At 42.4% G+C, this 22,739-nt stretch carries 26 protein-coding genes; 23 read left to right on the top strand and 3 right to left on the bottom strand.

Annotated features, from left to right (window positions below):
- Positions 1-11: 11 nt before the first annotated feature.
- The 5 genes from SK608_RS09610 (at position 12) to mnmG (ending at position 4,416) form a co-directional block, all read left to right on the top strand.
- Complete coding sequence (locus SK608_RS09610) at positions 12-392, top strand: hypothetical protein (protein ID WP_033678613.1); 381 nt, start codon at positions 12-14, stop codon at positions 390-392.
- On the top strand, positions 373-618 hold the full coding sequence (locus SK608_RS09605; RefSeq protein WP_000356083.1) for a hypothetical protein: 246 nt from the start codon (positions 373-375) through the stop codon (positions 616-618). Before SK608_RS09610 ends, SK608_RS09605 begins: the two co-directional genes overlap by 20 nt.
- Positions 619-775: 157 nt before the next feature.
- Complete coding sequence (gene mnmA, locus SK608_RS09600; RefSeq protein WP_033678611.1) at positions 776-1,897, top strand: tRNA 2-thiouridine(34) synthase MnmA; 1,122 nt, start codon at positions 776-778, stop codon at positions 1,895-1,897.
- Between the two features lie 140 nt (positions 1,898-2,037).
- Positions 2,038-2,493, top strand: coding sequence for an NUDIX hydrolase (locus SK608_RS09595; protein ID WP_033678609.1), 456 nt, complete (start codon positions 2,038-2,040; stop codon positions 2,491-2,493).
- A 9-nt stretch (positions 2,494-2,502) separates the two neighbouring features.
- Positions 2,503-4,416 (top strand): tRNA uridine-5-carboxymethylaminomethyl(34) synthesis enzyme MnmG, encoded by a 1,914-nt coding sequence (gene mnmG / locus SK608_RS09590; protein WP_033678607.1) that lies wholly within the window; start codon positions 2,503-2,505, stop codon positions 4,414-4,416.
- A 200-nt stretch (positions 4,417-4,616) separates the two neighbouring features.
- Here mnmG and rnjA read toward each other — a convergent pair whose 3' ends face one another.
- Positions 4,617-6,296: a ribonuclease J1 gene (rnjA, locus tag SK608_RS09585; RefSeq protein WP_004263010.1), complete on the bottom strand. Its 1,680-nt coding sequence runs from the start codon at positions 6,294-6,296 to the stop codon at positions 4,617-4,619.
- Between the two features lies 1 nt (position 6,297).
- Entirely contained in the window at positions 6,298-6,531 is a 234-nt protein-coding gene (locus SK608_RS09580; RefSeq protein ID WP_000639575.1) for a DNA-dependent RNA polymerase subunit epsilon, read from the bottom strand.
- 279 nt (positions 6,532-6,810) lie between these two features.
- On the opposite strand from SK608_RS09580, the gene SK608_RS09575 reads away from it, so the two are divergent.
- The 16 genes from SK608_RS09575 to SK608_RS09500 all read left to right on the top strand — a co-directional run bounded on the left by SK608_RS09575 (position 6,811) and on the right by SK608_RS09500 (position 19,738).
- Positions 6,811-7,026: a hypothetical protein gene (locus SK608_RS09575; RefSeq protein ID WP_033678603.1), complete on the top strand. Its 216-nt coding sequence runs from the start codon at positions 6,811-6,813 to the stop codon at positions 7,024-7,026.
- Positions 7,027-7,130: 104 nt separating this feature from the next.
- Positions 7,131-7,814 carry a tRNA (adenosine(37)-N6)-threonylcarbamoyltransferase complex dimerization subunit type 1 TsaB gene (gene tsaB / locus SK608_RS09570; protein ID WP_033678600.1) on the top strand — a complete coding sequence of 228 codons (684 nt, stop codon included), beginning with the start codon at positions 7,131-7,133 and terminating at the stop codon, positions 7,812-7,814.
- On the top strand, positions 7,811-8,248 hold the full coding sequence (gene rimI / locus SK608_RS09565) for a ribosomal protein S18-alanine N-acetyltransferase (protein ID WP_033678596.1): 438 nt from the start codon (positions 7,811-7,813) through the stop codon (positions 8,246-8,248). Before tsaB ends, rimI begins: the two co-directional genes overlap by 4 nt.
- Positions 8,238-9,248 carry a tRNA (adenosine(37)-N6)-threonylcarbamoyltransferase complex transferase subunit TsaD gene (gene tsaD, locus SK608_RS09560; RefSeq protein ID WP_033678591.1) on the top strand — a complete coding sequence of 337 codons (1,011 nt, stop codon included), beginning with the start codon at positions 8,238-8,240 and terminating at the stop codon, positions 9,246-9,248. Before rimI ends, tsaD begins: the two co-directional genes overlap by 11 nt.
- A gap of 103 nt (positions 9,249-9,351) precedes the next feature.
- The gene (locus SK608_RS09555; protein WP_033678589.1) at positions 9,352-10,215 is read left to right on the top strand and encodes an XRE/MutR family transcriptional regulator; all 864 of its coding nucleotides are present in this window, start codon (positions 9,352-9,354) and stop codon (positions 10,213-10,215) included.
- A gap of 285 nt (positions 10,216-10,500) precedes the next feature.
- Positions 10,501-10,734, top strand: coding sequence for a hypothetical protein (locus SK608_RS09550; RefSeq protein WP_000933478.1), 234 nt, complete (start codon positions 10,501-10,503; stop codon positions 10,732-10,734).
- Positions 10,735-10,755: 21 nt separating this feature from the next.
- Positions 10,756-11,433 carry a CPBP family intramembrane glutamic endopeptidase gene (locus SK608_RS09545; RefSeq protein ID WP_023945162.1) on the top strand — a complete coding sequence of 226 codons (678 nt, stop codon included), beginning with the start codon at positions 10,756-10,758 and terminating at the stop codon, positions 11,431-11,433.
- A gap of 11 nt (positions 11,434-11,444) precedes the next feature.
- Positions 11,445-12,110: a CPBP family intramembrane glutamic endopeptidase gene (locus SK608_RS09540; RefSeq protein ID WP_033678582.1), complete on the top strand. Its 666-nt coding sequence runs from the start codon at positions 11,445-11,447 to the stop codon at positions 12,108-12,110.
- Between the two features lie 71 nt (positions 12,111-12,181).
- Positions 12,182-13,408, top strand: coding sequence for an MFS transporter (locus SK608_RS09535; protein WP_033678580.1), 1,227 nt, complete (start codon positions 12,182-12,184; stop codon positions 13,406-13,408).
- Positions 13,409-13,566: 158 nt separating this feature from the next.
- A complete protein-coding gene (locus SK608_RS09530) occupies positions 13,567-14,262 on the top strand; it encodes an AzlC family ABC transporter permease (protein WP_082242508.1) in 696 nt (231 codons plus the stop codon).
- Positions 14,252-14,575, top strand: coding sequence for an AzlD domain-containing protein (locus tag SK608_RS09525; protein WP_000253936.1), 324 nt, complete (start codon positions 14,252-14,254; stop codon positions 14,573-14,575). The genes SK608_RS09530 and SK608_RS09525 overlap by 11 nt, the downstream gene beginning before the upstream one ends.
- A 103-nt stretch (positions 14,576-14,678) precedes the next feature.
- Positions 14,679-15,509 (top strand): amino acid ABC transporter substrate-binding protein, encoded by an 831-nt coding sequence (locus SK608_RS09520; RefSeq protein WP_033678575.1) that lies wholly within the window; start codon positions 14,679-14,681, stop codon positions 15,507-15,509.
- Positions 15,510-15,662: 153 nt separating this feature from the next.
- A complete protein-coding gene (locus SK608_RS09515) occupies positions 15,663-16,517 on the top strand; it encodes a MetQ/NlpA family ABC transporter substrate-binding protein (protein WP_033678572.1) in 855 nt (284 codons plus the stop codon).
- Between the two features lie 99 nt (positions 16,518-16,616).
- The gene (locus tag SK608_RS09510) at positions 16,617-17,990 is read left to right on the top strand and encodes a M20 family metallopeptidase (protein ID WP_033678570.1); all 1,374 of its coding nucleotides are present in this window, start codon (positions 16,617-16,619) and stop codon (positions 17,988-17,990) included.
- Positions 17,983-19,044 carry a methionine ABC transporter ATP-binding protein gene (locus SK608_RS09505; protein ID WP_000085667.1) on the top strand — a complete coding sequence of 354 codons (1,062 nt, stop codon included), beginning with the start codon at positions 17,983-17,985 and terminating at the stop codon, positions 19,042-19,044. The genes SK608_RS09510 and SK608_RS09505 overlap by 8 nt, the downstream gene beginning before the upstream one ends.
- A gap of 1 nt (position 19,045) precedes the next feature.
- Entirely contained in the window at positions 19,046-19,738 is a 693-nt protein-coding gene (locus tag SK608_RS09500) for a methionine ABC transporter permease (RefSeq protein ID WP_000444647.1), read from the top strand.
- 29 nt (positions 19,739-19,767) lie between these two features.
- On the opposite strand, the gene SK608_RS09495 is transcribed toward SK608_RS09500, so the two are convergent.
- A complete protein-coding gene (locus SK608_RS09495) occupies positions 19,768-20,337 on the bottom strand; it encodes an MptD family putative ECF transporter S component (protein WP_033678565.1) in 570 nt (189 codons plus the stop codon).
- 134 nt (positions 20,338-20,471) lie between these two features.
- On the opposite strand from SK608_RS09495, the gene SK608_RS09490 reads away from it, so the two are divergent.
- Together SK608_RS09490 and SK608_RS09485 are read left to right on the top strand one after the other, a co-directional pair.
- Positions 20,472-21,086, top strand: a complete 615-nt coding sequence (locus tag SK608_RS09490; RefSeq protein WP_000532348.1) for a YesL family protein — start codon at positions 20,472-20,474, stop codon at positions 21,084-21,086.
- Positions 21,064-22,734, top strand: a complete 1,671-nt coding sequence (locus tag SK608_RS09485) for a sensor histidine kinase (protein WP_284697445.1) — start codon at positions 21,064-21,066, stop codon at positions 22,732-22,734. The genes SK608_RS09490 and SK608_RS09485 overlap by 23 nt, the downstream gene beginning before the upstream one ends.
- The last annotated feature ends 5 nt before the right edge of the window (positions 22,735-22,739 follow it).

Here is a 22,739-nt window from a genome sequence, read left to right as displayed (position 1 = left end):
GGAGAAAATAAATGGAACTCGTATTACCAAATAATTATGTTGCTCTTGAACAAGAAGAGATGATGTATCTTGATGGGGGTGGTGTTGGTTGTAACTGGTGGAACAAACGTGATAATATTGCTTACGCAATTAATATTGCTGCAGCTGCAGTTTCTGGAGGGATGTCAGTATACCAGACATATGCCATTAAAAAGTTAATTGCTAATCGTGGTATGATGAGCCGAGTCGTTAGAAGTGCTATAACAAGATATATTGGTGGAGTTAGTATGGCAACTATTACTAATGCTCTTAATATTGCGGCTACTGTTGCTGAAGTATTCTCATTAGGAGGAGCCATTGCATATGGTTTAGATATCGTAGACGGTAAATTTGATGGATATTTATGGGCGTAAAACTATAGCTATGAAACATTTTTTTGCAGGAATTGGTGAAATTCATTTTTTGTTATTTTTATTATATCTAAGCATGTCTACTAGTCCAATTATTGGACTAGTGATTGGATATACTAAAATAAATCTAATAAATTCTATTATTATAGCTCTTGGTATGATATTGGCATTAATTTTGGTATTATCAAGAGTGTATAGAAAATATTTTTATAGAGACGATGATGACTAAAGTTTTTATCAATAAAAACCAGTGGTTCGTAGATTATCACCCTCTTTCTTGTCTTCTCTAATCAAGCATGTTATAATGAATACTGCTCAAGCGACCTTCAATCGTGAAGCACACACGACCTTCAATCGTGAATAAACGAATAGATGGGAGACTTACCATGAGTGATAACTCTAAAACACGTGTTGTCGTGGGGATGAGTGGTGGTGTTGATTCGTCGGTGACGGCTCTTTTGCTCAAGGAGCAGGGCTACGATGTGATCGGTATCTTCATGAAGAACTGGGATGACACAGATGAAAACGGCGTCTGTACGGCGACCGAAGATTACAAGGATGTGGCTGCGGTAGCAGACCAGATCGGCATTCCCTACTACTCTGTCAATTTTGAAAAAGAGTATTGGGACCGCGTTTTTAAGTATTTCCTAGCGGAATACCGTGCAGGGCGCACGCCAAATCCAGACGTTATGTGCAACAAGGAAATCAAGTTCAAAGCCTTTTTGGACTATGCCATGACCTTGGGGGCAGACTATGTAGCGACTGGGCATTATGCTCGAGTGGCGCGTGATGAAGATGGTACTGTTCACATGCTGCGTGGCGTGGACAATGGCAAGGATCAGACCTATTTCCTCAGCCAACTTTCGCAAGAACAACTTCAAAAAACCATGTTCCCTCTGGGGCATTTGGAAAAGCCTGAAGTTCGCAGACTAGCAGAAGAAGCAGGACTTGCGACTGCTAAGAAGAAAGATTCGACAGGGATTTGCTTTATCGGAGAAAAGAACTTTAAAAACTTCCTCAGCAACTACCTGCCAGCTCAACCTGGTCGTATGATGACAGTGGATGGACGCGATATGGGCGAGCATGCAGGACTTATGTATTATACAATCGGTCAGCGTGGCGGTCTCGGTATCGGTGGACAACACGGTGGTGACAATGCCCCTTGGTTCGTTGTCGGAAAAGACCTAAGCAAGAATATTCTCTATGTAGGCCAAGGTTTCTACCATGATTCGCTCATGTCAACCAGCCTAGAGGCTAGCCAAGTCCACTTTACTCGTGATATGCCAGAGGAGTTTACGCTAGAATGTACGGCTAAATTCCGCTACCGTCAACCTGATTCGAAGGTGACCGTCCATGTCAAAGGAGATAAGGCAGAGGTCATCTTTGCAGAACCGCAACGCGCCATCACACCAGGACAGGCAGTTGTCTTTTACGATGGCGAAGAGTGTCTAGGTGGCGGTTTGATTGACAATGCTTACCGTGATGGACAAGTTTGTCAGTACATTTAGATTGACAAATTTTCTCAATTTGCTACAATAATAAAAGCAATAGAAATGATGGTCAAAGCTCATGGATGTTGCAGGCTTTTTTGTCCTGCACTTCTTTGGAGTTTTGACTGTTTTTGTATCGTTTAAGGGAAAGGACAAGAATGACTCAACAAGACTTTCGGACAAAAGTAGACAATACGGTTTTTGGTGTTCGGGCGACAGCTTTGATTGTCCAAAATCGCAAGCTCCTAGTTACCAAAGATAAGGGCAAGTATTACACAATTGGAGGTGCGATTCAAGTCAATGAAAGCACGGAAGACGCGGTAGTCCGTGAAGTGAAGGAAGAACTAGGTGTCAAAGCTCAAGCTGGACAGCTAGCTTTCGTAGTTGAAAATCGTTTTGAACAAGACGGTGTTTCCTATCACAATATCGAGTTTCATTATCTGGTGGATTTGCTTGAAGATGCCCCATTGACCATGCAGGAAGATGATAAAAGGCAGCCCTGTGAGTGGATTGACTTAGACCAGCTTAAGGGTATCAATCTAGTTCCAGCCTTTTTAAAAACGGCCCTACCAGATTGGGACGGCCAACTAAGACACATCCATCTTGAGGAATAGGAGAGAAACATGACTTATAATTTTACTGAAGAATACGATATTATTGTAATCGGTGCGGGACACGCTGGGGTCGAGGCTTCCTTAGCTGCTAGCCGTATGGGCTGTAAGGTCTTGCTTGCGACTATCAACATTGAAATGCTGGCTTTCATGCCTTGTAATCCCTCTATCGGTGGTTCTGCCAAGGGAATTGTCGTGCGTGAAGTTGATGCCCTCGGTGGCGAGATGGCTAAGACCATTGACAAGACTTACATCCAGATGAAGATGCTCAACACAGGTAAGGGGCCAGCTGTTCGTGCCCTTCGTGCGCAGGCTGACAAGGAGCTTTACTCTAAGGAGATGCGCAAGACAGTTGAAAATCAAGAAAATCTGACCCTTCGTCAAACCATGATTGATGAGATTTTGGTGGAAGATGGCAAGGTTGTCGGTGTGCGTACAGCTACCCATCAAGAGTATGCTGCCAAGGCTGTTATCGTGACGACAGGAACAGCCCTCCGTGGGGAAATTATCATTGGAGACCTTAAGTATTCATCAGGTCCTAACCACAGCCTAGCTTCGATTAACCTAGCTGACAATCTCAAGGAACTGGGCCTCGAAATCGGTCGTTTCAAGACGGGAACCCCTCCACGTGTCAAGGCTTCCTCTATCAACTACGATGTGACAGAGATTCAGCCAGGAGATGAAGCACCAAACCACTTCTCTTATACCTCGCGTGATGAGGATTATGTCAAGGACCAAGTGCCATGCTGGTTGACCTATACCAATGGTACCAGTCATGAGATTATCCAAAACAACCTCCACCGTGCGCCTATGTTCACAGGTGTGGTCAAGGGAGTGGGACCTCGTTACTGTCCGTCGATTGAAGACAAGATTGTACGCTTTGCGGACAAGGAACGCCACCAACTCTTCCTTGAGCCAGAAGGGCGCAATACTGAGGAAGTCTATGTTCAAGGACTTTCAACCAGTCTGCCTGAGGATGTCCAGCGTGACTTGGTTCATTCCATCAAAGGTTTGGAAAATGCAGAGATGATGCGGACAGGTTATGCCATTGAGTATGATATGGTCTTGCCTCATCAGTTGCGTGCGACTCTGGAAACCAAGAAAATCTCCGGACTTTTCACTGCTGGTCAGACAAATGGAACATCAGGTTATGAAGAAGCTGCTGGCCAAGGGATTATCGCGGGTATCAATGCGGCTTTGAAAGTCCAAGGCAAGCCTGAATTGATTTTGAAGCGCAGTGACGGTTATATCGGGGTGATGATTGATGACTTGGTGACCAAGGGAACCATTGAACCCTATCGTCTCTTGACAAGTCGTGCTGAGTACCGTCTCATTCTCCGCCATGACAATGCTGATATGCGTTTGACTGAGATGGGACGCGAGATTGGACTTGTGGACGATGAACGCTGGGATCGTTTTGAAATCAAGAAAAATCAATTTGAAAATGAGATGAAGCGCCTAGACAGCATCAAACTCAAGCCAGTCAAGGAAACCAATGCCAAGGTTGAGGAGATGGGCTTCAAGCCGTTGACAGATGCGGTGACAGCCAAGGAATTCCTTCGCCGTCCAGAAGTTTCTTACCAAGATGTGGTAGCCTTCATCGGACCAGCTGCAGAGGACTTGGATGACAAGATTATCGAATTGATTGAAACAGAAATCAAATACGAGGGTTACATCTCAAAAGCTATGGATCAGGTTGCCAAGATGAAACGCATGGAAGAAAAACGCATTCCAGCTAATATCGACTGGGATGACATTGACTCTATCGCAACCGAAGCCCGCCAGAAGTTTAAACTCATCAATCCAGAAACCATCGGCCAAGCCAGCCGTATTTCGGGAGTAAACCCAGCAGATATTTCTATTTTGATGGTGTATTTGGAAGGTAAAAATCGTAGTATTTCTAAAACTCTTCAAAAATCAAAATGATACGTCGTCGGCTTCTTACGAATGAGTTCAAAGCTTGGCTTTGATTCATCTCCAGCCTCCCATAGTTCCCCGAACTATGGGAGCTAACTCAAGTTATGCTTTCGCCTAGCCTTCTAGTCTGATTTCGATTTTTATTGAGTTTCAATCTCAAAAGAAAGCATAGAGAAAAACAGCTCCGTTTTCGGGGCTGTTTTCTTGCTTTATTCTTCATCTGGTGTGAGGATCATAGGGATGATAATCGGTTCACGTTCTGTATTTTCATAAAGGAAGGGGCGAATAGCGTTGACAATGGCACCATTGACAGATTGCACGCTAGCATCCTTATTTTTCAGTGCGATACGAATGGCATTGAAGAGGATGCGTTGGCTTTGGCGAATCAAGTCGCCAGACTCTCTCATGTAGACAAAGCCTCGACTGAGGATGTCTGGTCCAGACAGAATCATCTGCGATTTGAAGTCAACAGTTGCGACTGCCAGAACGACACCGTCTTCAGATAGATCACGACGATCTTTGAGGACAGCTGCGCCGATTTCACCGATACGATTTCCATCGACATAGATATCTTGGGCGTTGAAATGACCTGCTATACGAGCTGAGTCAGCAGTGAGGGCAAGCACATCACCATTGCTCATGATAAAGATATTGTCCTTCTCAACACCAGTATCTACCGCTAGTCCAGCGTGGACTTTTTGCATGCGGTATTCACCGTGGACAGGCATGAAGTATTTTGGCTTAATCAAGCGGAGCATGAGTTTTTGCTCTTGCTGACCACCGTGTCCAGATGTATGGATATTGTTAACCTTACCGTGGATAACTTCGACACCAGCTTCAGAAATGATGTTAATCAGCTTGTTGACGCTAGTCGTGTTTCCAGGGATTGGGCTAGAAGAGAAGATAACGGTATCACCTGGTTGAAGTTGCACCTGACGGTGGGTTCCGTTGGCGATACGAGAGAGGGCTGCCATTGGCTCGCCCTGACTACCTGTACAGAGGATGAGAATCTCGCCTGCAGGGTAGTCTTTGATTTCATTTGGCTCGATAAAGGTTCCCTTAGGAGCTTTGATGTAACCAAGCTCAATTCCGTTGACAATAGCCTTTTCCATAGAACGGCCAAAGACCGCAATCTTACGTCCAGTCTTAACAGCAGCTTCTGTTGCTTGCTGGAGACGGAAGATATTTGAGGCAAAGGATGCAAAGATGATACGTCCTTCGATGCCTTGTATAATCTTCATAATGGACTGGCCAACGACTTTTTCAGAGTTGGTAAAGGTTGGCACTTCTGCATTTGTCGAGTCCGAGAGAAGACAGAGCACGCCTTCTTCACCAAGAGCCGCCATACGGTGCAAGTCTGCTGGTTCACCAACTGGAGTAAAGTCAAACTTAAAGTCCCCCGTACAGACGATTTTCCCTTGAGGAGTATGAATGACAATTCCCAAAGGCTCTGGAATAGAGTGAGTGGTTCTAAAGAAAGTTGCCTTGAGATTTTTAAAGGTCAACTCAGTATTGTGGTTGATTTCGTAAAGTTTGGCGTTGCGCAAGAGGCCGTGTTCTTCGAGTTTCCCACGAATCAAAGCCAAGGCAAGCGGTCCAGCATAGATAGGGACATTTGCTTGCTTGAGCAGGAATGGAATCCCACCGATGTGGTCCTCGTGTCCGTGGGTAATCAAAACAGCCTTGACGCGGTCGATGTTGTCTACGATGTAAGAGTAGTCAGGAATGACATAGTCGATACCCAGCAAGTCATCTTCTGGGAATTTAATCCCAGCATCGACGATGATAATCTCGTCTTGGTATTCAATTCCGTATGTGTTTTTCCCGATTTCTCCCAGACCACCGATGGCAAAAACGCCGACTTCTTCAGGTTTAAGAGTATAGGCCATATTAGAACTCCGTAATTTCGAAGGCGCCAGTTTCTTTTTCGTAATCTAGCAATTTGTCAGACAAGCGTTCGATATACTCGATGTTGTACTCTGGGCGATTTTCTTCGACAAGTTGGCGAGCAGCGATACGGCCCTCAAGTTCTGAGCTGGCATCGATGTCTAGGTAAAGTGCGCGTGTTGTTTCACGGCGTGGGCTACGTTCTTTTGTTTCTTGATAAAAAACTTTGTAAATCATATAGTTCCTTTCTATTTACAGGTCAGCTTATTCCAAACTTTTAGCATAGATTTGCTTGATTTCATTCCATTTTGTGTCTAGATTGACCTTGATTCGTTACAATTATTTCAATTATACCACAAAATGAAAGATTAGTAAAAGACAGAAACGAGAAAGTCACAGGACGATTTCCTTGGTAAGCGCTTGCAAAAACAAAGAAAATGTGTTATATTGATAACGGAAGTGAAATTTATTGCTTGTCATAATTCCATATAGATTTTAAGTCAAGGAGGTTGCCCTATGTATAACTTATTTGCTTTTGCTATCGGAGCTCGCTTGGTAGCTTTTATTGTTTTTGTTGCTTGCGTTTATGGAGGGAATCTTCTATTTGCCAAAATGGAACGACGACAAACCAAGTTCTTGTGGAAAATGACCTTTGTGACTCTCTACTCGCTTTTTCTCCTCCTCGTGACCTATGTCGTTTGGTTTGTATTTTACTTTGGATTAAATGCTTAGATGCCCTGCTTATGCTGGGGCATTTTTGTTTGGGGATAAAGAAAATTCCCATGTGCCAGCTTTTGTAGTATAATAGTAAGCAGACAAAAAGATAGGAATGTGTTATGAAAGTATTAGCTTTTGATACGTCCAGCAAGGCTCTTTCTCTCGCTATTTTAGAGGACAAGCAGGTTCTTGCCGAGACGACGATTAATATCAAGAAAAATCACAGTATTACCCTCATGCCAGCCATTGATTTTTTGATGGAGAGTTTGGACTGGACGCCCAAGGATTTGGACCGAATCGTGGTGGCAGAGGGGCCAGGTAGCTACACAGGCTTGCGAATTGCGGTCGCAACTGCCAAGACTTTGGCTCATACTCTGAACATTGAGTTAGTTGGTATGTCTAGCCTCTTGGCTCTGGTGCCCTACCAACAAGAAGGTTTGTTCGTTCCTTTGATGGATGCGCGTCGCAACAATGTTTACGCAGGATTTTATGAAAATGCCAAACCTGTCATGCCAGAAGCACACCTGCCTTTTGAGCGAGTGCTTGAGCTAATCAAGGGTGCTAGTCAAGTAACCTTTGTTGGAGAAGTTGGCCCCTTTGTTGAGCAGATTCAAGAACACTTGCCAAGGACTAATTACAAAGAAACCTTACCAAATGCAGCCAATCTTGCTCTTTTGGCTTGGGACAAGGAAGCAGACTCCTTGCATGATTTTGTGCCTAACTACCTCAAGCGTGTCGAGGCTGAGGAAAACTGGCTCAAGAACCACACCGAATCTGGCGAGTCTTACATTAAACGCCTATGATAGAAATCAAACGAACTCAACAGCAACCTGATCTGGCTCAAGCCATCTACGCTGTTATGGCAGCTGTTTACCCAGTCAGTCTTTGGACGCTAGAACAAATTCAAGCAGATTTGTCCCAAGACCAGACTTGGTATGCTCTAGCTTATGATGGGGCAGAAGTGATTGGCTTTCTAGCTGTTCAGGAGAATCTTTTTGAGGCAGAAGTCTTGCAAATCGCTGTTAAAGGAGCCTATCAGGGTCAGGGAATTGCGTCAGCCTTGTTTTCTCAATTGCCGACAGATAAGGAGATTTTCCTCGAAGTCAGAAAGTCAAATCAACGAGCGCAAGCATTTTACAAGAAAGAAAAGATGGCGGTCATCGCTGAGCGCAAGGCCTACTACCATGATCCAGTCGAGGACGCCATCATCATGAAGAGAGAAATAGATGAAGGATAGATATATTTTAGCATTTGAGACATCCTGTGATGAGACCAGTGTCGCCGTTTTGAAAAACGACGATGAGCTCTTGTCCAATGTCATTGCTAGTCAAATTGAGAGTCACAAACGTTTTGGGGGCGTCGTGCCGGAAGTAGCCAGTCGTCACCATGTCGAGGTCATTACAGCCTGTATCGAGGAGGCGCTAGCAGAAGCAGGAATTACTGAAAACGACGTGACAGCTGTTGCGGTTACCTATGGACCGGGCTTGGTCGGAGCCTTACTAGTTGGTTTGTCAGCTGCTAAGGCTTTTGCTTGGGCACATGGACTTCCACTTATCCCTGTTAACCACATGGCTGGTCACCTCATGGCAGCTCAGAGCGTGGAGCCTTTGGAGTTTCCCTTGCTAGCCCTCTTGGTCAGCGGTGGACACACAGAGTTGGTTTATGTTTCGGAGGCTGGTGACTACAAGATTGTTGGGGAAACGCGAGATGACGCGGTTGGTGAGGCCTATGATAAGGTCGGCCGTGTCATGGGCTTGACCTATCCTGCCGGTCGTGAGATTGACGAGCTAGCTCATCAGGGGCAGGATATTTATGATTTTCCTCGTGCCATGATTAAGGAAGATAATCTGGAGTTTTCATTCTCAGGTTTGAAATCTGCCTTTATCAATCTTCACCACAATGCAGAGCAAAAGGGAGAAAGCTTGTCCACAGAGGACTTGTGTGCTTCCTTCCAAGCAGCTGTCTTGGATATTCTTATGGCTAAAACCAAGAAGGCTTTGGAGAAATACCCTGTTAAAACCCTTGTCGTGGCAGGTGGTGTGGCAGCCAATAAAGGTCTCAGAGAACGCCTAGCAACTGAAATCACAGATGTCAAGGTCATCATTCCACCTCTGCGCCTCTGCGGAGACAATGCAGGAATGATTGCCTATGCCAGCGTCAGCGAGTGGAACAAAGAAAACTTTGCAAACTTGGACCTCAATGCCAAACCAAGTCTCGCTTTTGATACGATGGAATAAGGAGTCAGCTTAAGGCTGGCTTTTTTGCTCTCTTAAATGTCAGAATATTTTGACAAAACTATAAAAATAATGATATAATATGCAAAATCTAGGAGGTGACAAGATGATTGAGAGAATGGAATTGGGGGAATTTTACAAGGAATTGCGCTTGGCTAGAAAGCTCAAGCAGTCAGATGTGGCTTGTGCTGGACTAACAGCCTCTCAGTTGTCAAAGTTTGAGCTAGGGCAGTCTATGCTATCTGCGGATAAGTTGATTCTAGCCATCCAAGGGATCAATATGAATTTTGATGAGTTTGGTCATAAGCTCAACAATTATCAAGAATCCCTACATATGCAAATTGGTAGAAAGGTTGTGGATCGCTTTGCCCACCAAGATATAGCTGGTTTAGTGCAACTATTAGAGGAGGTCAAACAAGAACAGATGGCAGAGACCTATCGTCGTTTGAATGCTATTGTAATCAAAGATGCCATCCATTCCTTAGATAAAAGCTATCCGCTAGCAGAGGAGGATAGCGAATTTTTGACCACCTACCTCTATGCTATTGAGTCTTGGACCTGGTTTGAACTCTATCTCTTTTGCAATACCATGCCCTTCTTGAGCAACCAAGATTTGATATTTTTATCAACCTCGTTACTTGAAAAATCCAAGGAATTTAAAGAGTTAGTACATAATAGACTGTATATGAAAAGTGGATTTCTGAATATTATATCAGAACTCATGGAGCGCAAGCTATTTTCTTATATTCCAATCTTTGAAGCTGAGCTGGAGCGCATGCTCCGTCCATACGATGTTTTTGAAAAAGTATTGTGGCAGTTTTTAAAGAAAATGCAGATTTTTCTTCAAACCAAAGGAAGCAATCAAAAAGAGATTGAACACTTTATCCAATCTCTGCAAGTATTAGAAAATCCACAATTGACAGCCCTTTTTGAATTGCGTTTGCAGCAATACAAAGAGCTTATCGATTAGTTAGAAATGGGAAAAAGATAATAATATCAGCAACGATCGTCAATAATGTTAAAACTTGTTTCTTCATATTACTTCCCTCCTCATTAGTAATAACTTTATTATACCAGGGAAATAATCAAATCTACCAAAATCGCAAATAAGAAATTGCTACAAGAAAAAATGTCAAATATGCGATTTTCTAAAATAAGCTAATTTTCGTGTTATACTGTCCTTGTAAAGCACTTGAAGCAAATCCTAGGTCGCAGAAGTGGTTTACAAATGAAGATAATTGAAGGAGTGTAAAAGATGTTAAATTTACAATTTGCAGAAACAATGGAATTGACAGAAGCTGAGTTGCAAGATGTTAGAGGAGGAAATATCGTAAATTCTATGGGAGGTGGCGGAAGAGGCGGTATATCTGGTTGGGGTGTCCCAGGAATTTACCCTGGTTGGGGCAATCAAGGGATGAGTCCTAATCGTGGAGCTTTTGATTGGACTATAGATTTAGCAGATGGATTGTTTGGTCGTCGTAGAAGATAGGCTCTTATAGGAGATAATAGGATGAAGAAAATGAAAGAAATGAAATTTCACCTAGCAACTGGATTGTTGATTTTGACTTATTACCTCATTTTTAATGTCACATCAGGCTTAGATTTTATGGTTGCTTTGTCTGATAATATGTACTATGTGTTCCAAGTTTTATTGGTACTTATTCTGGGAACTATAGCTACAATTGCTTTTGTCAAAAGTGAACATTGGAAAGAGTGTGGTCGTTTCCAGTTTCGTTGGTCTTACCTGGGTGTTTTCCTTCTTTCTTTTTTCTTATTGTTCGTGTGGGCAAATCTAACAACCTATATCTTTCCTCGTACCCAGAATGGAAGTGTAGTCGTGGAGGTAGCCACCAGTTTAACAGGAACTAGCTATTTTGTTACGCGAATACTTTATACTAGTATTATCGCACCTGTATCAGAAGAGGTTGTTTGTCGTGGCTTTTTGATGACAAGTTTATCTAAAGTTAAAAGATACTATCTTGATGTTCTTGTTTCCGCTGCCATATTTGGGGCTATGCATGTTTTGCAGTATGGTTGGATAACGACAGATTTCATAAAGTATTTTGGAATGGGCTTGATATTTTGTATGATGTTTCGTTACACTCGCTCCATCTATTGGGCTATAGCTCTGCATGCTTCATGGAATAGTTTCTTACTCATTGTTACTTTATTGGTGTTTGGATATTAGAAAGATGAAATATGAAAAAGATAATTTCTAAATACTATTTTATTGTAGTTGTTATGCTTATCATTGCTGACCAGTTCTTCATTCGTTTGCTTTTACATAGCGATCTTGCTGCTGGTTTATCCGACTTTGCCTATTATTTGTCGGATATGATGTTGCATTTTCTTGTCGTTTTTATTGCTTTTTTTGCTATGATTTGGTCGGGGAAATGGCAACAAATCAACAGTAGAAAGTTTAAAGGATCCTATCTTTTCTATTCCTTCCTAGCTTTGCTTGCTTTTGTTGTTTGGAATTTTGTCACCTTTTTTCTTTTCCCGCCTACCAAAAATGAAATTTCTTATCAACTGGATGTTCCTACTTTTACAGGAGCTACAGCATTTTTGATGTATTTTCTCTATCCTGTGATTGCAGGTCCCATTTTTGAAGACATGATTTATCGTGGATTGGTGATGACTGCTCTGGAAAAAGGAAAGAAGTGGGGACTAGATGTGCTTGGCTCAGCTACATTATTTGGAATTTTGCACATTAGTAATCACGGTTGGGTTTTGACAGACTTTTTCGTATATATGGGTGGCGGTCTCATATTTGCAGTCTTGTTTAGGGTAACCAAGTCCATTTATTGGCCTATTGGACTGCATATAGTCTACAATGGTATTGGTCAGCTTTTGATGTTACTGTAATTTTGGTTGTTAGTAGTATCGCGGTCTATTCTTGGGGAAAGATTCCCATTTGAATTTAAAAAGGAGTTGTAATGAAAGTATTTCTTCAAAATAGAGATTTTAGGCAATTAACTATCAACCAGTGGATTTCAACGCTTGGGGATACGATTTTTTATCTGGCCTTCCTGAATTATGTGGCAGATGCCTCTTTTGCTCCTTTGGCGATTTTACTCATCACGATTTCAGAAACCCTTCCTCAAGTTCTACAAATCTTTCTGGGAGTTTTGGCGGATTTTCAACATCATCGTGTCTTGAAATACACAGTCATTAGTTTTGCAAAATTTTTGCTTTACTCTATAGTATCCTTATCGCTTTCAGGGCAGTCCTTTTCCTTGCTATTAGTAGCATTTATTTGTCTGATCAACCTCCTGTCTGACACATTGAGTTATTTTTCAGGCGCCATGCTGACTCCGATTTTCATTAGAATTATTGGGCAAGACCATCTGGCAGAAGCTATTGGGTTTAAACAATCAACTGTTAGTTTAGCGAAAACAATCAGTAATATTCTAGGAGGAGTCTTACTAGGTATTCTATCTATCCAGTTTATTTCCTTGCTGAACGCTCTTACCTTTTTAATCGCATTTTTAGGTATCCTTTTCATAAAAACTGACCTCTTGAAAGTAGAAAAAACGATTAGCTATCAAGAAGGACTCTCTGTAAAATCCTTTTGCCAGCATTTGCTCCAATCATCGAAATTGATATGGAATATGAATAAGGTGCTCTTGGTTTTGTTTATTATTTCTATTAGTCAAGCAGTGATAAATGTTACAGTTCCTGTTTCTACTCTGTTTTTGAGGAATCAGCCCTTTTTGAATTTACAAACAGGTCAATCTCTTGCCTTGTTATCCACCCTTGAGCTGTCAGCTCTTATTGTCGGAAGCCTTGTGAGTGGCTATCTGAAGAATACAATCTCTATAAAACTAGCCCTATATGCCTCGCTTATTATCCAATTACTCCTTTTAGTTGGCTTTGTGGCAGTTCGTTTTGACTGGATTCTTATCTTTAGTGCCTTGGATGCTTTTTTCGCAGGTATTCTCTCTCCTCGATTACAGGAACTCGTTTTTAAACAAATACCTGAGGAGTCAATGGGAGCAGTTCAATCCTCTATCGGTGCTATTACGGTTGTTTTACCGAGCTTATTTACAATAGCTTTGGTAACCATTGCTACTAGCTTTGGAACTCTGGCAGTTAGCTTTGTTTTACTGATATTTCTTCTAGTTGCCTTTGCCATGCTACTAAATATCAGTGAAAATATTTAGCGGAGAATTTGTATAATATATGTTTGAGACTGGATTGCCAGTCTTTTTATGATAGCTACAATCAGCAGACTTTTTTCTCTTTCCTGAATGTGTTATAATAGTCCATGCTGTGGCTGGAACCTTTTCAGCCCATTTATTAAGACAATATGAGGAGAAAGATGAAAGAAAAAGGATTTTGGGAGGGGGCGCAGGCAGCCATGCCAACGGCCCTTGGTTATGTCAGTATTGGCCTTGCCTGCGGGATTATTGGTGCGCCCTATGTGACGCCTGTTGAGATGGGCTTGATGAGCCTCTTTGTTTATGCTGGGAGCGCCCAGTTTGCCATGTTGGCCTTGATTGCAGTGCAGGCACCTGTGGCAGCCATTGCCATGACGGTTTTTCTAATCAATTTGCGTCTCTTTTTGTTGAGTTTGCATGCGTCGACCTATTTCCGTCATACCAGTCTTTGGCACAATATCGGTATGTCTAGTATCTTGACAGATGAGACCTATGGCGTTTTAATGGGCGAATTAGCCTATACAGATAAGGTCAATCCTATGTGGATGCACGGGAACAATCTCAACAGCTATGTGGCTTGGTTTGTGGGAACAGTTGTCGGAACGGCTTTGGGTGGCCTGCTACCAAATCCAGAAATCTTTGGATTGGATTTTGCCCTTGTTGGGATGTTTATCGGAATTTTTGCTTCGCAATTCCAGATTATGCAAAGACGGATTCCTGTCCGCAATCTGCTCATTATCCTAGCGGTTGTTGCGGTGTCCTTCTTTTTGCTCTTGACAGTGGTGTCTCAGTCACTAGCTGTTCTGTTTGCGACGCTACTTGGTTGTACAATGGGGGTGGTTTTAGATGGTCAGTAAGTATCTTTTATTAGCAGTTATTTTCTCTGGCTTGGTGACTTGGATTCCCCGTATGATTCCCTTCATCTTGGTCAAGTATAAGGGTCTGCCTGCGATAGTTGAGCGTTTTTTGAAGTTCTTGCCCGTTTCTATTATCTTTGCCTTGATTCTTTCAAGCGTAGTGACAGGCAAGGTTGGTAGTCTTCCTCAAATCAAATGGCTGGACTTCTTAGCAGTCTTTCCAACCGCTTGGGTAGCCTTTCGCTACCGCAATCTAGTCGGAACAGTTCTCTTTGGAGTAGTCTTGATTGCCGTCTTGCGCTTGGTCTTTTAAATTAGCCATAAAAAAAACTTATCACAGAGATAAATATCATATAATGGCGTAAATGGTCTTTTTCTGTTAAGATTATAAGGTATTCTATTTTGGAGGAAATGACATGAAAAAAATCGTTAAATACTCATCTCTTGCGGCCCTTGCTCTTGTTGCTGCAGGTGTGCTTGCGGCTTGTTCAGGTGGTGCTAAGAAGGAAGGAGAAGCAGCTAGCAAGAAAGAAATTATCGTTGCAACCAATGCTTCACCAAAACCATTCAACTATGAAGAAAATGGCGAATTGACTGGTTATGAGATTGAACTAGTTCGCGCCATCTTTAAGGACTCTAACAAGTATGATGTCAAGTTTGAGAAGACAGAATGGTCAGGAGTCTTTGCAGGACTTGATGCTGACCGTTACCAAATGGCCGTTAACAACATCAGCTACACTAAAGAACGTGCTGAAAAATACCTTTATGCAGCTCCAACTGCTAAAAACCCTAACGTTCTTGTAGTGAAAAAAGACGACTCTAGCATCAAATCGCTTGATGATATCGGTGGAAAATCAACAGAAGTTGTTCAAGGGACAACATCTGCTAAACAGTTAGAAGACTACAACAAACAACACTCAGATAATCCAACTGTCCTTAACTATACTAGAGCTGACTTCCAACAAATCATGGGACGCTTGAGCGATGGCCAGTTTGACTACAAGATTTTTGATAAAATCGGTGTTGAAACAGTTATCAAAAACCAAGGTTTGGATAACTTGAAAGTTATCGAACTTCCAAGCGACCAACAACCTTACGTTTACCCACTTCTTGCCAAAGGTCAAGATGAGTTGAAAACATTTGTAGACAAACGTATCCAAGAGCTCTACAAAGACGGAACTCTTGAAAAATTGTCAAAACAATTCTTCGGAGACACTTATCTACCAGCAGAAGCTGATATTAAATAATTTCTTGAAATCATCCATTCTGAATAAGATGGGTGATTTCTCAGTTTTTAGGGATATAGTTTTAAACTATATATCTGACTACATAATAACAATTTGTGAAATCAAACAAATTGTGAGATACTAGTACGGTATTATTTTTAAGGAGAAAGAATCATGAAAATCAAAAAATGGCTTGGTGTAGCAGCCCTTGCTACAGTCGCAGGTTTGGCTCTTGTCGCTTGCGGAAACTCAGAAAAGAAAGCAGACAATGCAACAACTATCAAAATCGCAACTGTTAACCGTAGCGGTTCTGAAGAAAAACGTTGGGACAAAATCCAAGAATTGGTTAAAAAAGACGGTATCACTTTGGAATTTACAGAGTTCACAGACTACTCACAACCAAACAAGGCAACTGCTGACGGCGAAGTAGACTTGAACGCTTTCCAACACTACAACTTCTTGAACAACTGGAACAAAGAAAATGGGAAAGACCTTGTAGCGATTGCTGATACTTACATCTCTCCAATCCGCCTTTACTCAGGTTTGAATGGAAGTGACAATAAGTACACTAAAGTAGAAGACATCCCAGCAAACGGAGAAATTGCTGTACCGAACGATGCTACAAACGAAAGCCGTGCGCTTTACTTGCTTCAATCAGCTGGCTTGATTAAATTGGATGTTTCTGGGACAGCCCTTGCAACAGTTGCTAACATCAAAGAAAATCCAAAGAACTTGAAAATCACTGAATTGGACGCTAGCCAAACAGCTCGTTCATTGTCATCAGTTGACGCTGCCGTTGTAAACAATACCTTCGTTACAGAAGCAAAATTGGACTACAAGAAAGCACTTTTCAAAGAACAAGCTGATGAAAATTCAAAACAATGGTACAACATCATCGTTGCGAAAAAAGATTGGGAAACATCACCTAAGGCTGATGCTATCAAGAAAGTTGTTGCAGCTTACCATACAGATGAAGTGAAAAAAGTTATCGAAGAAACATCAGACGGTTTGGATCAACCAGTTTGGTAATAAGAAACAGGGAGGTGGGAGAGAAGATTCCACCTCTTGCTTTTGTATAGAGCATGGATTGTAAAGAAGACTATAGGTTCATAGAAAGGTAGAGAGAATATGGTTTTTCCTAGCGAACAAGAACAGATTGAAAAATTTGAAAAGGATCATGTGGCCCAGCATTATTTTGAGGTTTTGCGTACCTTGATTTCTAAGAAGTCGGTCTTTGCCCAACAGGTTGGACTTAAGGAAGTTGCCAACTATCTGGGTGAGATTTTCAAGCGTGTTGGAGCTGAAGTGGAGATTGATGAGACTTATACAGCGCCCTTTGTCATGGCGCATTTCAAGAGTTCGCGTCCAGATGCCAAGACCTTGATTTTCTATAACCACTATGACACTGTGCCAGCGGATGGGGATCAGGTCTGGACAGAGGATCCCTTTACGCTTTCGGTCCGCAATGGCTTCATGTATGGGCGTGGGGTTGATGACGACAAGGGTCATATCACGGCTCGTTTGAGTGCTTTGAGAAAATACATGCAGCACCACGATGACCTGCCTGTCAATATTAGTTTTATCATGGAGGGAGCGGAGGAATCGGCCTCGACAGACCTAGATAAGTATCTGGAAAAACATGCGGATAAACTCCGTGGTGCAGATTTGTTGGTCTGGGAACAAGGGACCAAAAATGCTTTGGAACAGCTAGAAATTTCCGGTGGAAATAAGGGGATTGTAACCTTTGATGCCAAGGTAAAAAGTGCTGATGTCGATATCCACTCTAGTTATGGTGGGGTTGTGGAGTCAGCTCCATGGTATCTCCTTCAAGCCCTACAGTCTCTTCGTGCGGCAGATGGCCGTATCTTGGTTGAAGGCTTGTACGAAGAAGTGCAGGAGCCAAATGAACGAGAATTGGCCTTGGTGGATGCCTATGCTCAACGCAATCCTGGGGAAATCAGCCAGATTTATGGCTTGGAATTGCCTCTCTTACAAGAGGACCGTGTAGCCTTTCTAAAACGTTTCTTTTTTGAGCCAGCTCTTAATATCGAAGGGATTCAGTCAGGTTATCAAGGACAAGGAGTCAAAACGATTTTACCAGCAGAAGCCAGCGCTAAGCTAGAGGTTCGTTTGGTTCCTGGCCTAGAACCGCATGATGTTCTGGAAAAAATTCGGAAACAGCTAGACAAAAATGGCTTTGATAAGGTAGAATTATACTATACCTTGGGAGAGATGAGCTATCGAAGCGATATGAGCGCACCAGCCATTCTCAATGTGATCGAGTTGGCCAAGAAATTCTATCCACAGGGCGTTTCAGTCTTGCCGACTACAGCTGGGACAGGGCCTATGCATACGGTCTTTGATGCCCTAGAGGTGCCAATGGTGGCCTTCGGTCTAGGAAATGCCAATAGTCGAGACCACGGTGGGGATGAAAATGTGCGAATCGCCGATTATTACACCCATATTGAATTAGTAGAGGAGCTGATTAGAAGCTATGAGTAGAGATATTATCAAGTTAGATCAGATCGATGTGACTTTTCATCAAAAGAAGAGAACCATCACAGCGGTCAAGGATGTGACTATTCACATCCAAGAAGGGGATATCTACGGAATCGTTGGATATTCTGGAGCAGGGAAATCAACCCTTGTACGGGTGATTAACCTTTTGCAAAAGCCATCTGCAGGGAAAATTACCATTGACGATGATGTGATTTTTGATGGTAAGGTCACCTTGACGGCAGAGCAGTTGCGTCGTAAACGTCAAGATATCGGAATGATCTTCCAGCATTTTAACCTGATGAGCCAAAAGACAGCAGAGGAGAATGTAGCCTTTGCCCTCAAACACTCTGGACTCAGTAAGGAAGAAAAGAAGGCTAAAGTAGCCAAGTTGCTGGACTTGGTTGGCTTGGCAGACCGTGCTGAAAACTACCCTTCACAACTATCTGGAGGGCAAAAACAGCGTGTGGCCATTGCGCGTGCCTTGGCAAATGATCCAAAAATCTTGATTTCAGACGAGTCAACTTCTGCCCTTGACCCTAAGACAACCAAGCAGATTTTGGCCTTGTTGCAAGATTTGAACCAAAAATTAGGCTTGACTGTTGTCTTGATTACGCATGAAATGCAGATTGTCAAAGATATTGCCAATCGTGTAGCAGTTATGCAGGATGGGCATTTGATTGAGGAGGGTAGTGTCCTTGAAATCTTCTCAGATCCTAAACAACCTTTGACTCAAGACTTTATCTCAACAGCCACAGGCATTGATGAAGCTATGGTCAAAATCGAGAAGCAAGAAATCGTGGAACACTTGTCTGAAAACAGCCTTTTGGTGCAGCTCAAGTATGCAGGGGCTTCAACGGATGAGCCACTTTTGAATGAATTGTACAAGCGTTACCAAGTAACGGCTAATATCCTCTATGGAAATATCGAAATTTTGGATGGTACTCCTGTTGGAGAATTGGTGGTGGTCTTGTCAGGTGAAAAAGCAGCGTTGGCAGGTGCCCAAGAAGCCATTCGTCAAGCAGGTGTGCAGCTAAAAGTATTGAAGGGAGGACAGTAAGATGGAATCATTGATTCAAACCTATTTACCAAATGTTTATAAAATGGGCTGGGCTGGTCAAGCAGGCTGGGGAACAGCCATCTACCTAACCCTTTATATGACAGTTCTTTCCTTTATTATTGGAGGTTTCTTGGGGCTGGTGGCAGGTCTTTTCCTTGTCTTGACAGCGCCGGGTGGTGTTTTGGAAAATAAAGTTGTTTTTTGGATTTTGGATAAGATTACCTCTATTTTCCGTGCGGTACCATTTATCATTCTCTTGGCAGTCTTGTCACCCTTCTCTCATCTAATCGTAGGAACAAGCATTGGTCCAAATGCGGCTATCGTACCGTTATCTTTTGCAGTCTTTGCCTTCTTTGCCCGTCAAGTACAGGTGGTATTGGCTGAGCTAGATGGTGGTGTCATTGAGGCGGCTCAAGCTAGCGGAGCGACATTCTGGGATATCGTAGGTGTTTACCTATCAGAAGGCCTTCCAGATTTGATCCGTGTGACGACTGTAACCTTGATTTCACTAGTCGGTGAAACAGCCATGGCGGGAGCGGTCGGAGCAGGTGGTATTGGTAACGTAGCTATCGCCTATGGATTTAACCGTTACAATCACGATGTGACCATTTTGGCAACTATCATTATCATTTTGATTATCTTTGCAATCCAATTCTTGGGAGATTTCCTGACCAAGAAATTGAGTCATAAATAAAAAAGAGCCGTGTGGCTCTTTTTTAGTAATCAGATTTTTTGTGCCAATTTTTTACTCAAGGCTTGTCCAATCAAAGCACCCACTAGGGCTCCGATGACAATACTTGCGATAAATAGAAGGACGGTTCCAGGGTTTGGTGCGACCATGATACGGTCGATATATTCTTGCGATTTTCCTCTTGCCAGAAGGGTAGCCATATAGGCTTTGGGAGTAATCCACATAAGCAAGATTGGTCCTGTTGTACTAAAGGCAAAAATAAGGAAAGAAAGGAGGTTTTTTGTTTGGTCCTTGTATTTTCCGAGTTTAGCTACTCCATCTGCTAGGAGGCCACAGATAATTCCAGGAAGGAAGGCACCGGCACCGTGTTTAGTTCCCAAGAAAAAGAGGGCAATGACAAGGCCGATAGTGGTAATGGCTCCAAAGCGCGGAACTTTTGCGACTAGGATCATATAGACGCTACCGCCGACAAGGGCAGTAAAGGCAGGCGCATAAAACATGTTTCCAGCTTGGTCAAAGAGATTGCCCAAAAGGACACCAATCCCCATGCAGAGGAAGTAAAGAACTGCAAAAAGCAGTGTAGTTAAGATAGATTTCTTCATGAATTGTCTCCTGATAATTTTTTCACAATTCTCATTTTACCATGGTTTGGTGGGATTGTAAATGGATACTAGAAGTTTTTGAAAACGCTTGAAATATGATATAATAGTTTCATAGTTATTTTTAGGGGGATATCATGGGGAGATTTTTAGACTTTGTCTTTAATCGTTTCTTTTTAGGGATGATTGCGACAGCCTTCTTTTGGCTATTAACTTTAGCAGGAGGGATTATCCTTGGTCTAGCGCCGGCTAGTGCCACCTTGATGAGCCTATATGCAGAACATGGTTATAGCTTTCGGGAATACAGTTTGAAGGAGGCTTGGTCTCTTTACAAGCAAAATTTTGTCTCAAGCAACCTGATTTTCTATAGTTTTTTAGGAGTGGATCTAGTTTTGGTTTATGGCTTGTATCTCTTGGTGCAATTGCCTCATCAGACTATTATTCATTTGATTGCGACCTTTTTGAATGTCCTAGTAGTTGCCCTGATCTTTTTGGCCTATACAGTGTCTTTGAAATTACAAGTTTATTTTGATTTGTCCTATCGAAATAGTCTCAAACTATCCTTGATTGGCATCTTTATGAGTCTAGCAGCTGTGGCCAAGGTTCTCCTTGGGACAGTGCTACTTGTGGCAATTGGTTACTATATGCCTGCTCTACTTTTCTTTGTAGGAATTGGGATGTGGCATTTCTTTATCAGTGATATGTTGGAACCGGTCTATGAAAGTATCCATGAAAAATTGGCGACAAAATAGAATGAAGCAGTTTTGGCTACATACGCTTCTGAGAACCTACAGTTCAGTTATGATGATTATTATTGCGAGTTTTGCAATCTTACTCTCCTATGCTGACTGGGATTCACGGGAAAAGGAAGCTCAGAGAGTAGCCCAGCGTGTAACCACTCGAACAGTCGAAGAGGTGGAGTATTATTATCGCGAATCAGCCCAGCTAGCGCAAGATTTAGTAGCCAATCAAGACCGTATACAAGGGGTTTATAAGTACTTTAGCCTGTCAACTTCTGAGTATTTTTATTGGCTGTTGGAGCATCAAGCAGCTTCGTCAACTTCTATTTCTCTGTATGAAAATATCGATGACCTATATGTTCAGAATGACTATATAACGGGTGTTGCAATCGTCTTGCAGGACTTTAAAGAAGTTTATGTTTCGAGCAGAAATGAGAGAGGGGGTCATTCGGTACTTGCGGAAGGCTTTAAACCGGAGGCCAATAGTTTTGGAGTTCCTATTTTAGATCCAGCGACGGATCAATCTATAGGGGTTGTTTATATTTCCTTGGATCCAGAAATCTTATACCATGCTGTAGACAATACCCGAGGTCATATCCCGATGGCTGTTACTGTGACATCACCATTTGATACGGAGATTTTTCATATTGGTGAGAGGGTCGATAGGGAACATGAGAACTGGTTTGTCGGTGTGACCTCTCATGGCTATCAGGTTCAGGTGGCAGTTCCCAAAAATTTTGTTTTACAAGGAACGGTGACCAGCTCTGCTTTGATTGTGGGCTTGAGCCTTCTCTTTATTGTCATTCTCTATCTGACTTTGAGGCAGACATTTGCTAATTATCAAAAGCAGGTAGTGGATTTGGTGGATTCCATCCAAGCTATTGCCCAAGGAGAGGAAGGTCTTCGTATTGACACACTTGAAAAGGATCAGGAATTGCTCTTAATCGCGGAGACCACCAATGATATGTTGGATCGATTGGAAAAGAACATCCATGATATTTACCAGTTAGAGCTTAGTCAAAAAGATGCCAATATGCGAGCCCTGCAGGCGCAAATCAATCCTCATTTCATGTATAATACGCTGGAATTCTTGCGCATGTATGCAGTTATGCAGAGTCAAGACGAGTTGGCGGATATCATTTATGAGTTCAGTAGTCTCTTGCGTAACAATATTTCCGACGAAAGAGAAACTCTTCTCAAACAGGAATTAGAATTTTGCCGTAAATACAGCTATCTCTGCATGGTTCGCTATCCCAAGTCCATTGCCTATGGTTTCAAGATAGATCCAGAGTTAGAGAATATGAAGATTCCCAAGTTTACCTTGCAACCGCTGGTAGAAAACTATTTCGCGCATGGTGTTGACCATAGACGGACAGATAATGTGATTAGCATCAAGGCTCTTAAACGAGATGGTTTTGTGGAAATTTTAGTGGTCGATAATGGCCGTGGAATGTCGGCTGAAAAGCTGGCAAATATCCGAGAAAAATTAAGTCAGAGACATTTTGAACACCAGGCAAGCTATAGTGCAAAAAGGCAGTCTATCGGGATTGCCAATGTCCATGAGCGTTTTGTGCTCTATTTTGGGGACCGCTATGCCATTACTATAGAGTCTACAGAGCAAGCCGGTGTTCAGTATCGTATTACAATTCAAGATGAGTAGAAAGG

The organism is Streptococcus mitis subsp. hohhotensis, assembly GCF_000722775.1.
Lineage (GTDB): Bacteria > Bacillota > Bacilli > Lactobacillales > Streptococcaceae > Streptococcus > Streptococcus carlssonii.
This window is presented reverse-complemented; position numbering and strand designations above follow the sequence as displayed.